At 55.3% G+C, this 12,167-nt stretch carries 10 protein-coding genes and 1 pseudogene; 5 read left to right on the top strand and 6 right to left on the bottom strand.

Annotated features, from left to right (window positions below; all coding sequences use genetic code 11):
• From HMPREF2609_RS04665 to HMPREF2609_RS04650, 4 genes and pseudogenes are all read right to left on the bottom strand, one after another.
• Window positions 1-307, bottom strand: a pseudogene (locus HMPREF2609_RS04665) (uracil phosphoribosyltransferase); the annotation flags it as partial.
• Entirely contained in the window at window positions 294-1,028 is a 735-nt protein-coding gene (locus HMPREF2609_RS04660) for a hypothetical protein (protein ID WP_048774519.1), read from the bottom strand. The gene HMPREF2609_RS04660 and the pseudogene HMPREF2609_RS04665, both read right to left, overlap by 14 nt.
• Window positions 1,029-1,200: 172 nt before the next feature.
• Window positions 1,201-2,646 (bottom strand): ABC transporter permease, encoded by a 1,446-nt coding sequence (locus HMPREF2609_RS04655; protein ID WP_070535255.1) that lies wholly within the window; start codon window positions 2,644-2,646, stop codon window positions 1,201-1,203.
• A gap of 275 nt (window positions 2,647-2,921) precedes the next feature.
• Window positions 2,922-4,487 carry an MFS transporter gene (locus HMPREF2609_RS04650; protein WP_048751119.1) on the bottom strand — a complete coding sequence of 522 codons (1,566 nt, stop codon included), beginning with the start codon at window positions 4,485-4,487 and terminating at the stop codon, window positions 2,922-2,924.
• A 193-nt stretch (window positions 4,488-4,680) separates the two neighbouring features.
• Between HMPREF2609_RS04650 and HMPREF2609_RS04645 the strand changes: the two genes are divergently transcribed.
• Window positions 4,681-5,271: a TetR/AcrR family transcriptional regulator gene (locus tag HMPREF2609_RS04645; RefSeq protein WP_070535253.1), complete on the top strand. Its 591-nt coding sequence runs from the start codon at window positions 4,681-4,683 to the stop codon at window positions 5,269-5,271.
• A gap of 107 nt (window positions 5,272-5,378) precedes the next feature.
• On the opposite strand, the gene HMPREF2609_RS04640 is transcribed toward HMPREF2609_RS04645, so the two are convergent.
• On the bottom strand, window positions 5,379-5,864 hold the full coding sequence (locus HMPREF2609_RS04640) for an SRPBCC family protein (RefSeq protein ID WP_070535251.1): 486 nt from the start codon (window positions 5,862-5,864) through the stop codon (window positions 5,379-5,381).
• 186 nt (window positions 5,865-6,050) lie between these two features.
• On the opposite strand from HMPREF2609_RS04640, the gene HMPREF2609_RS04635 reads away from it, so the two are divergent.
• The 4 genes from HMPREF2609_RS04635 (at window position 6,051) to HMPREF2609_RS04620 (ending at window position 10,731) form a co-directional block, all read left to right on the top strand.
• Complete coding sequence (locus HMPREF2609_RS04635; protein WP_048751111.1) at window positions 6,051-6,374, top strand: putative quinol monooxygenase; 324 nt, start codon at window positions 6,051-6,053, stop codon at window positions 6,372-6,374.
• Between the two features lie 129 nt (window positions 6,375-6,503).
• Window positions 6,504-7,307, top strand: a complete 804-nt coding sequence (locus tag HMPREF2609_RS04630) for an NUDIX hydrolase (protein WP_070535249.1) — start codon at window positions 6,504-6,506, stop codon at window positions 7,305-7,307.
• A gap of 573 nt (window positions 7,308-7,880) precedes the next feature.
• Entirely contained in the window at window positions 7,881-9,641 is a 1,761-nt protein-coding gene (locus tag HMPREF2609_RS04625; RefSeq protein ID WP_070535247.1) for an ABC-F family ATP-binding cassette domain-containing protein, read from the top strand.
• Between the two features lie 232 nt (window positions 9,642-9,873).
• Window positions 9,874-10,731 carry a bifunctional transcriptional activator/DNA repair enzyme AdaA gene (locus HMPREF2609_RS04620; protein WP_070535245.1) on the top strand — a complete coding sequence of 286 codons (858 nt, stop codon included), beginning with the start codon at window positions 9,874-9,876 and terminating at the stop codon, window positions 10,729-10,731.
• 406 nt (window positions 10,732-11,137) lie between these two features.
• Here HMPREF2609_RS04620 and HMPREF2609_RS04615 read toward each other — a convergent pair whose 3' ends face one another.
• Window positions 11,138-11,767: a superoxide dismutase gene (locus HMPREF2609_RS04615; RefSeq protein ID WP_006886979.1), complete on the bottom strand. Its 630-nt coding sequence runs from the start codon at window positions 11,765-11,767 to the stop codon at window positions 11,138-11,140.
• Between the last annotated feature and the right edge of the window lie 400 nt (window positions 11,768-12,167).

Below are 12,167 nucleotides of genomic sequence, written 5' to 3'. Positions count from 1 at the left end.
GCATGATGAGCACAGGAATAATAATTAGAATATTCTTGATAGCCTGTGCGATGAGAAGAGGCTCGCGGGTGTTGGGGTCTATATCAAACTGTTGTGATATGCGTTTATGAGGCTCTTCCTTTCCCTCAGCACCATGAGACCCCGGGGATGCCTGGGACATCTTACCGTCGGCACCTTCTAAGCCATATAGCTGTGTATATTTTGGCTCTTGTTGGGAATTCTCCGGATTATTCGATGCACTTTGCTTTTCCACGGGAGGCTGCGGGTCATTGTTCTCGGAGGTTGAAAAATTCTTATCGGTGCTCATGGTGTTCGCCCTTATCTTTCTTCTGGGACCTAACGTTAACGTGCTGCCAAGGAACTTCTACAATCGGATCTTCATGGTGCTTCTTCAGGGTTTTTAAATCATCCGTTTCGTATATTGCATTCTTGAAACCAGATAAAGTATTATCTGGCGTTGGGCGTTTATCAGTATCCATATTTTTATTATGAGAGGATAGTTTTTTCTTTTTCCAGTTATATATAATCACTGCAATAATAGTGAAAACGCTTATAATCGCCTCAAGAGCGCAGGCGCCTAGCAACCACCGCAATGGTTGAATATCGGCACTTGTTACATTTGGAGCCGACATCTCCATCACGAACCATGTATAAAAAGCAGCAATAGGCGCAACAACGAGCAGACTATAGATGTTCGTCCCCAAAACCCATGCGGTTTTGGTTCCCCGAATCATCTTTATACATGCCACAGCTTGCAGCAGAATATAAACGATAAAGGGCGAAAAAAGGATGAGTAGAAGAAGAAATCCTTCAAAATCATCAAAATCACTGGCAAGGAGGGAAAATACCACACCCTGGAGAATCATGGTTTCGAGAATTAGCCTAATAATCTGCACAGTTATAAAGATAGAAAGAAGCAAGTTCCGATTCCCAGCTGAATCTGCCGCTGATTCTTTCTCTATCTCATGAATATCTTGAGCCTGGACCGTTCCATGCTCAGGTTTTGGAAGGTTCTTATCAGTAGTCATGGATTCACCCTAAGCTTATAGCCTGGGTATTCAGTGAAAGCTTCCTGGATATTCTCAAAAAATAATACTTTTTAATTTATCTAATAACAAAAAGGCTCTTTATTTATATAAAGCAATATTTCTAACGCTTTATTGAAATAAAGAGCCTTTTTCGCACCCCGAGATATGCGTATTACTCAGGTGAACCTTCCGATGCCGATTTCGGAGAATCCGCACGTACACCTTCAGCGGCACCGTCTATGCCATACGTTTCTGCCGAGCCAGCATCCCCGGCGCCCGCATTCTTCTGCGACTTCTGCCCCTGCTCTCTGCGAACCTGAACCAGCGGGATCTGCCCGGTGCTGAGGTCCTCAACCAATTCGTCGGTCAGGGTCGGACCGTTCACCACTTGAGGCTGCGAAACTGCCGCAGACTCAGCCTCCGAGGCGTCACTCGCCGCATCGTCAGGGTGCTCGGTATAGAGGGGCACCGCATCCGTCGCCGGTTCAGCCTGCATAAGCACCCGCCCCTTCTTGCGCTTGCGCCTAAAACGCTTCTTCTTGCCCGGCTTGAGCTCATGAAGCTGCACGTCAAGCCCGGATGTCGCAGTTGCCCCCGCACCCTTCGGCGGTTTACGTTCCAGGGTATAGATAACGCGTGCAGGCTTCGGCTCCATGCCGATCTTGGCGCGCATCCAGTTGATAATGCGATCCAGCCAGTTGTAGTCTGCGGTCGCCTCAACCACCTGGTGGTTACGCGGAATCATGCCCACATCGCTGAGCACGCGCGGATATTCATCAATCTCTTGAATGCCCGCCATGTACATGTTCTCGCGGAACTGCTGCGCGAACTCGTGCTGCCCGATAAAGAGCAGGTCAGAGTAGGTTTTTGCGGTCAGCCGCTCGGTGTACGCCTGCACGGAATCGCGGCTGCCTCGCTTGGCGCCGTAGGTGTCCCAGAAATAGAAATACACGTTATTGGCGATAATCGCCGAACGAATCTTGTTTTGTAGGTACCAGAGCCCGCCAACGGCGAGAAGCCCAATAATGATAATGACGAGCGAGCCAACCGGAATTGAATAGTCCACATAACTACCACCGCTGCGGGTTACAAACATGCGGTACAGGTACGCCCCGAACGAGATCAACACCGGAATACCCAAGAAAATGATGGCTATCGGAATCCAAATAAATGCGAAAAGCCACAGAATAAGACGATAGTAAATAATGGAGTCGCCAAACCCGATGGGGGTAGGTTTTACGGGAGAATGCGCGCGTTTCATCAACAGGTTGAATAGGCGGTTATTCTCGATACCGACCTTACGCAGCTTCGATTCGAGCGATGCACGCTTGAGGAAAACCCGGTAATTTTCAAGGATCTCGCGCTGTTCGGCGGTAAGTTCATCCTCGGGCGGCAGGTCGCCAATGTCGATTCCCGCTTCCGCAAGCAATTTGCTCCACAGCTCTAAGCGGGCAAGTTCCGAGGGTTTGGCCTGGGTTTGTGATTGGTAGTTTTTATAGGAGATGAAAATGGTACTGGCGCCGATGGCGAGCGTGACCATAGGCGCCATCCAGTCTTTAATATCCACGTGGTTATCCTCCCGGCGCGCGGCGACTGTAGCGACTGCCCTTGTGCGCATCCTAGTAGCCTGAATGCGCGTATGCGGCGGCAAAGAACGCGTAAGCTGACGCGGCACCTACTCGCTGAAGCTGGTACTTCTACCGTAACATCTGAGCTTCTTCCTGCTGCGTTCATTTGGTTTCCATGTAAAATTTCTTTCCCTGAATTATGGGTCTTCTGCGGTCTTTCCGGCGCCTACCTCCGCGATAAAAAGAGCCTTTATGTGAATAAAGAGTATTTTTTACCGCTTTATTTACATAAAGGCTCTTTTTAGCAGTGAAACTGGAGTTCGGTCTAGTGCTCTGCTTTCTCCAGTTCGGCGGGTGCCGAGCGGAGCATCCGGTAAGTGAAGACCGACAGCACCGCCAAAAGCACGGCGCTAAAGGTTGCGGTTACCAGCACGCCCGAATCGAACGCGGCATGCGCCGAATGCAGCAGCTCAGCGCTTAGGTCCGAGGGAAGCTGCCCGGCAACTGCGGTCGCGCCGCCGAGGGTTTCACCTGCCGCATGGGCCGCATCCGCATTAAGACCGGCGGGAACCGTCACCTGTGCACGGTAAATTGCGGTCAGCATGCCGCCAATCACCACGGTACCCAGCACGGTGCCGAACTCGTAGGCTGTCTCAGAAATCGCCGATGCAGCACCCGCTTTATTCGCTGGAACGCTGGAAAGAATTAGGTCATTCGAGATGGTCTGCGCCGCGCCCACGCTCAACCCTAGGAACATGAAGGAAAGCATGAGCAGAAGGTCGTTGCGCGAACCGAAGAACACCACAAACAGGTACCCGAGGGCACCCAAGGCAAGCCCTGAAGACACAATCACCGCCGGGTGGAATCGTGAAACGAGCTTAGCGGCGTACAGGCCCGCAACAATGGTGCACGCCAGCCCGGGAATCAGGAACAGTCCAGCCTGCATGGGAGAGTACCCCGAAACCAGCTGCAAATGCTGCGAGACGAAGAGCAGGAACCCAACATCTACGAACATGGCGAACAGGTTCGCCAGAATCCCGCCGGTGAACACGGTGTTTTTGAAAAGGCGAACATCGAGCATGGGGGTGGTGCCCGCACGCCCGCGGCGCAGCTGACGGCGCACAAAGAAGAACCCGAATACGGCGCCAATAAGGGCGGTACTGAGTGCGAGCGCATCCACACCTGCCTCAGAAATATGGGTGAGACCGAAGGTTATGCCGATCATGGCGATCATAATCAGTAGGATGCTCACCATATCGAGCGGGCCGGGGTTTGGGTCTTTCGACTCGGGCACGGTCATGGGTGCGAGGGCAAGGAACGGTACGAGTACGGGTACCGCCATGAGGAACACCGACCCCCACCAGAAATGGCTCAGCAAGAATCCGCCCACGATAGGGCCGAGTGCTGCACCGGCGGAGAAGCCTGCCGCCCACACGGCGATTGCGGTGCGGCGTTCTTTCGGGTCACGGAAGATGTTGCGAATGAGTGAGAGCGTGGCGGGCATGAGCATAGCGCCGAAGAATCCAAGTACGGCGCGGGCGATGACAAGCAACAGGGCGGTGGGCGCGAAAGCGGCGAGTGCTGAGATAACCGCGAACCCGACGGATCCGATCAGCAGGATTTTACGCCGCCCGATGCGATCCCCCAGGCTTCCCATAGGCACGAGCAACCCGGCGAGCACGAGCGAGTATGCGTCTACGATCCAGAGTTGCTCGCTGGAGGATGGTTCGAGCGCCTGCGCGATTGAGGGTACGGCGAATGCGAGCACGGTGTTATCGACCGAGACAAGCAGCACCGGCAGCATGAGCACGGTCAGGGCAATCCACCGTTTGATTTTCTGATCGGGCGCGTGAATAGGCAGCGCCTCGGTGACGGGGTATGAGTTGTTCATCGTTGTGTTCACACGCATCTGGGAGTTTTCGGCACTTGCGGCAGATGCGCCAGGCGGCAAGTGCTCATAGCCCGCAGAGGGGTTGCTGCTAGAGGCTTTGCTTGGGGTAGTAAGGATGCGCCGCGCAGACAACCACGGACACACTAACTATACCAACTAGACGGTAAAGTTTCTAATCCGTAGAATGGTGATTATGACTACCCCAGCCAGCGCATCCGAACCCCGCACAACCCGCGCCAACAACTCGCGCGAGCAGATTCTAGACGCTTATGAACATTTGCTGGTACAGGCCGGTGAACGTGCCGCCACCCTTGATGCGGTCGCCGCCCAAGCGAAAGTTTCTAAGGGCGGGCTGCTCTATCATTTCGGCTCGAAAAAGGCGCTCTTCCAAGCGCTTTTAGACCGCACCCGCACCTACGCAGACGAAGACCTTGAGAAGATGCGCGCCGCACCCGAAGGGGCCAGCGCCTATTACATCAACACCTCAACCTTTCAGGGCACCCCATTCGATATATGCCTGGTTGCCCTCTCGCGGTTGGCGCAGGATAAGAACCCAGCGGCACGCGAACTCATGGACGAAATCCAGGGGCAGTGGTATGAGCTGATTCGCGCGGAGATTGGGGACGATAAGATGGCGCGCACCGTGCTTTTACTGGGGGACGGCATGTATTACAGTGCGGCGTTTGCGGGAGGCATGGCGAACCCGGCGGCGCGCAAACGCATCAAGGCCGATCGGGATATTCTGCTGGATGCGCTCGACATTCTCAGGCGCGCGGCGCGGTAATGTTCGTATCGGCATAACACCGCGAGCAAATAGTATTTCGACGAGCAGATAACGGATTGCTATCTTTTCGTCGAAATACTATCTGCTCGCAGGGAAGAAATAACCTCTTACCCTTCGAAAGTGCGATGCAGTTTCGCCAGCGACAGCCCAATATTACGGCGGTTACGCGCGAACACACCAACCCTACGGAATACGGGCGCAGCGGGGATGAACCCAAAGATTTTCGCTTCGGAAGCGTCCCAGGTTTCACGCACGGTCACGGTGCCGTCGTGGTTATCTGCGATTTCCCAGGTCCAGTAGTGGTCGGTGGGCATACGCCACGAGAGGGCCCGATTCTTTTCGGCGCGCACGACCTTGGGAGACATGCGGTATGGGATGCCCAGGAACATTTTTTCGGTGAAGGTATCGCCTTCGCGCAGTTCGGGGGTGTCGCCGGATACCAGCCCACGCACCGAACCGCCGCCGTCAAGCTCGGCGTGGCGGGCGGGGTCGGCAATTAGGGCGTACACATCGCTCGCAGCCGCCCGCAGAACCGTTTCAGCGGAGATCATGGCGGGATCCGTCTCAAGAAACTTTATCTGTGCATTAGTCATACCTTTAACCCTACGCCCGTGAATACCCCACGACTAGCCGCGAGCAGGTGGTTTTTGGCCCGAGAAGGTAGGAAAATCCTACCTTGTCGGCGAAATCCGACCTGCTCGCGCGTTAGAGCTCTGCCCGCGCGAGTGCATCCTGTGAAAGAATAGAAGTGTTCCGTATCTTGCGTATTAGGAGTCGTTATGATTTTTATTGTTGTGAAATTTCCCGTCAAGCCCGAATACACCGAAAAATGGCTGGATTTAACCCGCAACTTCACCGAGGCAACCCGTGCCGAACCCGGCAACAAGTGGTTTGAGTGGTCGCGCAGCGTTGAGGATCCGAACGAGTTCGTGCTGGTAGAGGCGTTCGAGGACGACGGCGCGGCTGCTCATGTGAACTCCGCGCACTTCGCCCAAGCCATGACCGATATGCGCCCGGCTCTGCGAGAGACTCCGAAGATTATCTCCCGCCAGATCGACGGCGATAGTTGGGGCGCTATGGGCGAGCTGAACATCGAGAATTAGCCGCTTTACCTCAAGAGTCCAACCATGCAGCGCGCGTATCCGCCGGATGCGCGCGCCGTAAGTCGTGTAACGCCGTTTTTACCCTTAAAATGGTTATAGTGCACACAAAAATAAGTACAGGAGTCATGGATGAACTCATCACCACATTACGCAGCTGAGGTCCCCGAAGAGCACGAGGCCGACCACAGTTCGGTTTCATTAGCGGTTTCTACCGTGATTCTTGCATTACGCCACAAAAAGAATAGTGCGCGCCCAAGTCTTTGGCTGCCGCTGGTGCGCCGCCTGCGCGAACCTTATAAGGGTCAGTGGGCGCTTCCCGGCGGCCCCTTGCAGTCCCAGCAGTCTCTAGAGCAGGCGGCGGGGTACACGCTCAAGCGCGCGACCGGTCTTGAGCCCGGGTACCTTGAGCAGCTGTATGCGTTCGGTGATGTTTTGCGTGCCCCGGAGGCGCGTGCGGCGCGCATCAACGGCACGCCGGTTCCGGCGCCTGGGGCGGATCATGAGCGTGTGGTTTCGGTGGTTTATTGGGCCTCGATCCCGGCGACTGAGGTTTCGCAGACTCGCGTGCACGAAAATATTCGCTGGTTCCCGGTAGATGAGCTTCCCGAGCTGGCTTTCGACCACAACGAGATTGTGGAGTACGCCCTGTACCGCCTGCAGAATAAGGTCGAATATTCGCGTATTGCGCACTCGTTCTTGGGCGATGAGTTTACGTTGGCACAGCTGCGTGAGGTGTACGAGGCAATTCTCGGCCGTCCGTTGGATCCCGCGAATTTCCGCCGCCAGATTGCAGCCTCGAAATCGATTATTGATACCGGGCGGCGTATTGAAGGTCCCCGCCACCGCCCGCCGCGCCTGTACCGTTACAACACGGCGCAGGCTTATGCGGATGCGGGCCCGCTGGGCATGTATCGCGAGCGCCGCGAGTCTTAGACGAGTTCCGAGAGCGGCAAGCTGCGTCGCTCAGGGGTCGTTATTTTGATCGCTGAAGTACTGGTACCACGTTTAAAAACTGGTGGAATACTCAGACACTCTAAATTCGGGGGTGTTTTCTTCATACGCTGAGGGACGTTATTCCGAGCACGCGAGGGAATAAATAACGTTCTGAAGCTGGCGAGGTAACGAGCCAGGTTTAACTGCTCCTGCATGAAGAAAACGCCCCCGCTTGTGAGTATCCCAGTCGAAACAGAGATTAATACGCCCCATGATTGACAGGCGCTATCGCCACTCCCTACACTAGAGGTTATCCGGGTCACATTCCGGATTTTCCTTATCTATTCCACCGAGGCGCACGGAAGCGCATCGGCACACGAGGAGGCACCAACACATGAACGGCTCCCGAGCATAGCCCGGATCAAAACATCAGGTCAGAGCGCTTTTATGCGCTCATACCACCGCCCGGGCTTACGTGTATCTACACACCATGCTCGGGTTTTTTCATGCCCTCACACCTAACGCGCGCTGCGCTGGCGGGGATCCGAGCACCGATCCGAAGGAACTCGACCCATGCCACACATTACACTCGACCATATTTCGTATGCGCATCCGGGTGAACCCCCGCTTTTCACCGACCTCTCCGCCGTATTTTCCGCGCCGCTCACCGGGCTTATCGGCGATAACGGCACCGGAAAAACTACCCTCTTCAGGCTTATTCTTGGCGAGATAAAGCCTAGTCACGGCACAATCGGCGCCCCGCCGCGCATAGCGTATCTGCCGCAAGATTTGGGGTTGAGCGAGCATCAGCATCTTGCCGATATTTTTGGAATTACAAAAATTCTGCGAGCGCTCGATGCTCTGGAATCGGGCGACTACTCCCCCGACCTTTATGACACTATCGGCGACGCCTGGGATATTGAAGAGCGCACTCTCGCGACCCTTGCCGAGTACGGTTTTGACCCTGCGCGCACCACGGATGCCGCCGACCCGCACGCCGCTCGCGACCTTCTGATGCGCCCCCTTAGCACCTTTTCGGGCGGTCAGACGGTCACTGCCGCGCTCACCGCGCTTCTGCGGTCGAACCCCGAGTTTATCCTGCTGGATGAGCCCACGAATAACCTGGACTCTGCCGCGAAGAATCGGCTTTTCGCGGCTCTTGAAACCCTCACCTGCCCGGCACTCATCATCAGCCACGACCGCGATCTGCTCGCGCATATGAACGCGATTGCCGAGCTGCACGCCGACCGTGAGGGGCGGGCGCATCTGCGCATATATGAGGGCAACTACGACACCTACCGGGCGGCGCGAAAGGCCGAGGAGAGTGCCGCGCATCGCCGCGTGAGTGAGGCGAAAAATGAGGCGCGTAAGGCGAAGAAAGAATGGATTCGTGCCCATGAAGTTATATCACGCAATACCTCCCATGTTTGGAAAGACGACCAACCAGATACGATTCGAGCTCTTGCTAAAGACGCCTCGCGCCAAGCAGCAAACAAGCTACGCGGAACCCGTAGCTTAGACCTTTCCAAGACACAGTCTATCTATGAAGAAGCCCAAGAGAATCTGCGCGTGCAGGAGCGTATCTATCTGGAACTTGCTCAGGATGCACTCCCGGCGGGGCGGAAGGTGCTGGAATTACAGCGGGCGGGGAAAGACCCTTGCGCGTCTGCGCAACAGAGTGCCGAATTTAAGAATGCACACACCCAAAATACTGTTTCACATGAAACGCAACCGTATAAAGTTGATTATTCGTCCCGTCGCCAAGACTTTCCCGAGGCTCTTGTCCTAACCGGGCCTGAGCATTTGCGCATCATGGGAGCGAACGGCAGCGGCAAGACCGTGCTTCTCAACGCGATAGCGCACGCGAATGACCCCGACTACCGCTCCCCCGTGTCTCCCGCTTACCGAGTGCTCCACCGCCTGGGCAACGCCGCATATCTGCCGCAGCGCATCACGCTTGATCCTGAACGCACCCTCCTTGAAACCGTGCAGAGGGCAAACCCAGGGGCGAGCGAACAGCATCTTCGCGATCAACTAGCGCGGCTGCTGTTCAGGCGCGAGAGCGTGCATCAGCGTATTGGTGAGCTGTCCGGGGGTGAACGTTTTCGCGCCGCGCTGGCAACGGTTCTGCTCACCGACCCAGTGCCGCAGCTTCTTCTGTTGGACGAGCCCACGAATAACCTGGATATTTCGTCAGTGGATTGGCTGGTACAGGCGCTCGATGCCTATACCGGCGCGCTCATCATCGTTAGCCACGATGAGGATTTTTGCGAGCGCATCCGCATCGACCGCACGCTCAGCATTTCGGTGAAAACCCTTGGGGAAATGTCATGATAAACATTCTTCGTTCCATCCCGTGGGCATTCCGTATAACCCTTCGCTTCACAGACAGGGTGACTAATCGGCCACTTCATCCAACCCCACAAATCCGGGAGAAGTTTCTTATTCCGGAGCGATGAGAATATTCCCGCTTCTACGCCTCCCGCGCACAAGGTCAAGAATCGGGTCGTTTTCCGCCCGGAACATCCGTATTCTCTAGTGTTAAGACCTTGAACTAGGAGAATCTTTGAGCATCACAGACCGTTCCGCAGTGAGCACAGACCCGATCGAGCAGACCGTCCAGTTCGGGCGCATAGCCGCCGCTATCGAGTACCTGTATGACCACGCCGCAGATCAGCCCACGCTCGCGCAGGTATCCCAGGCGGTTCATGTGAGCCCCGAATACCTGCAGCGTCAGTTCCAGCAGTGGGCGGGGGTGAGCCCCAAGAAAATGCTGCAGCATATCAGCCTTGAACGGGCGAAGGCGGCGCTCGCTGGGCAGCAGAACACGCTCGATGCGGCCTGGTCGAGCGGGTTCAGCGGCACGGGGCGCCTGCACGACGCGTTCGTCACCATTGAGGGCATGACCCCCGGCGAGTACAAGAACGGCGGGGCGAACCTGCGCATCGTCTGGCGTTACGCCGCGTCCCCTTTCGGCATGGTGCTGATCGCCGCAACGGATAAAGGCATATGTCATATGGCATTCGCCGATAACCCGGATGCGGCTCTCACGAACCTGCGCGCCGAATACCCGAATGCGCAGCTGCATGAGGGCGAGCATCCTTTTCACGAGCAGGCGTTAAGTATTTTCGGTGGAGGCGGGGAGCGCATCGCCCTGCATTTGAAGGGTACGCCGTTTCAGGTGCAGGTGTGGCGTGCGCTTTTGAATATTCCGCAGGGTGCCGTGCAAAGTTATGGGTCTGTGGCTGAGAGTATTGGACGCCCGCGTGCCGCCCGTGCCGTGGGAACCGCTGTGGGACACAATCCGGTTGCCATGATTATTCCCTGCCACCGAGTGATTCGTGAGAGCGGGGTGATCGGGGATTACCGTTGGGGCCGCGGCCGCAAAATGGCGCTTCTCGCCCAAGAACTCGGCGCGGCCTAGCAAACATCGATCCGTCCCAGTTTTACCCGCTTTTACGCTTTCGAGAGCATCCCGCGAGTATGTGTACTCTTCGGAAGTCCGCAAAGTTCAAAGGGGACCCGTTTGACTCCTCGGTGAAAGTTACACAATTGCCATCGAGAGTTACATTTTTGTCACTTTCATTCCGTTTTTTATGCCAAAGTGACAAAAACCCGTCTGAAAGTTACATTTTGTCACCCAAAATCACCAGATTTGTAACTGTCAGCTCAGTCAGACGCTCATATTGTCACTCTCGGAGTTACAACATGTAACTCGCAGTCAATCGCAGATAAAACAAGTGCCCGGCGCCTCTTCTAACGAAGGCACCGGGCACCCGCCCGTATACGATACGCCCTGAGTGCGAGCGCATCGTTAATATCCTTGAGGACTACTCGGGAAGCACCAGACCCTTGGTCTGCGACACTGCACGGGCGAAGCGCTCAGCGACATCTGCCCAGTTCACGATGTTCCAGAATGCCTTCACGTAGTCGCCCTTCACGTTCTGGTAGTCCAGGTAGAAGGCGTGCTCCCACATATCGAGCTGCAGAACGGGAATCAGTGCAACCGAGATGTTGCCCTGCTGGTCGTACAGCTGCTCAATGATGAGGCGCTTGCCCACGGTGTCCCAGGCGAGAATTGCCCAGCCGGAGCCCTGAATGGTGAGGGCAACGTTGGTGAAGTGCTCACGGAACTTGTCGAAGGAACCGAAGAACTCGTCGATAGCCGCTGCGAGCTCGCCGGTGGGTTTGTCGCCGCCCTCGGGGGAAAGGTTCTTCCAGAAGATGGAGTGGTTGGTGTGACCACCCAGGTTGAAGGCAAGATCCTTGGACAGCTTGGAGACGTTTCCGTAGGAGCCGTTTGCGCGTGCTTCCTCAAGCTGCTCTAGTGCAGCGTTTGCGCCTGCAACATAGGCTGCGTGGTGCTTGTCATGGTGCAGCTCCATGATCTTTGCGGAGATGTGGGGTTCGAGCGCCGCGTAGTCGTAGGGGAGCTCGGGAAGAGTGTACTTTTCAGCCATAGTGTATGCCCTTTCATTCAGAAGATGGCGTCGTTACAAGGGTACCAGCGTTTGCCTGCGAGTTCAGTGGGTTCTGGGCATTGTGCGGGGATGCTGTGCATAGGGTGGAGAAAGTTTTCCACAGGGGTGGATAAACCCGTGGATTTTATTTCAAATTCATCACGATTTCGGAGTATTTGCCGGATTTTTGCGGGGTTCAGACCCGCAAATAACAGGTATGTAAGTTATCCACGCTGTGGATAAACTTTGTGGATAACCCATAATGATATTCTCTGTCACGCATAGATAGGGACGATTTATGACGCCAAAAGCCGAAAATTAGTGTCGTTATGTTACGTGTAATTTTTACCGTATTCGCTGTGTTTTAGCGTCTTTTCGCCCATAAAAACTCACACGCTAG

It is taken from the genome of Rothia sp. HMSC058E10 (genome assembly GCF_001809415.1).
Lineage (GTDB): Bacteria > Actinomycetota > Actinomycetes > Actinomycetales > Micrococcaceae > Rothia > Rothia dentocariosa.
This window is presented reverse-complemented; position numbering and strand designations above follow the sequence as displayed.

What these genes read in the sequence shown, in the direction of transcription:
- HMPREF2609_RS04615 (WP_006886979.1), bottom strand. Translation starts at nt 11,767, where the DNA reads ATGGCTGAAAAGTACACTCTTCCCGAGCTCCCCTACGACTACGCGGCG.
- HMPREF2609_RS04655 (WP_070535255.1), bottom strand. Translation starts at nt 2,646, where the DNA reads ATGCGCACAAGGGCAGTCGCTACAGTCGCCGCGCGCCGGGAGGATAAC.
- HMPREF2609_RS04625 (WP_070535247.1), top strand. Translation starts at nt 7,881, where the DNA reads ATGCCACACATTACACTCGACCATATTTCGTATGCGCATCCGGGTGAA.
- HMPREF2609_RS04645 (WP_070535253.1), top strand. Translation starts at nt 4,681, where the DNA reads ATGACTACCCCAGCCAGCGCATCCGAACCCCGCACAACCCGCGCCAAC.
- HMPREF2609_RS04650 (WP_048751119.1), bottom strand. Translation starts at nt 4,487, where the DNA reads ATGAACAACTCATACCCCGTCACCGAGGCGCTGCCTATTCACGCGCCC.
- HMPREF2609_RS04635 (WP_048751111.1), top strand. Translation starts at nt 6,051, where the DNA reads ATGATTTTTATTGTTGTGAAATTTCCCGTCAAGCCCGAATACACCGAA.
- HMPREF2609_RS04630 (WP_070535249.1), top strand. Translation starts at nt 6,504, where the DNA reads ATGAACTCATCACCACATTACGCAGCTGAGGTCCCCGAAGAGCACGAG.
- HMPREF2609_RS04660 (WP_048774519.1), bottom strand. Translation starts at nt 1,028, where the DNA reads ATGACTACTGATAAGAACCTTCCAAAACCTGAGCATGGAACGGTCCAG.
- HMPREF2609_RS04640 (WP_070535251.1), bottom strand. Translation starts at nt 5,864, where the DNA reads ATGACTAATGCACAGATAAAGTTTCTTGAGACGGATCCCGCCATGATC.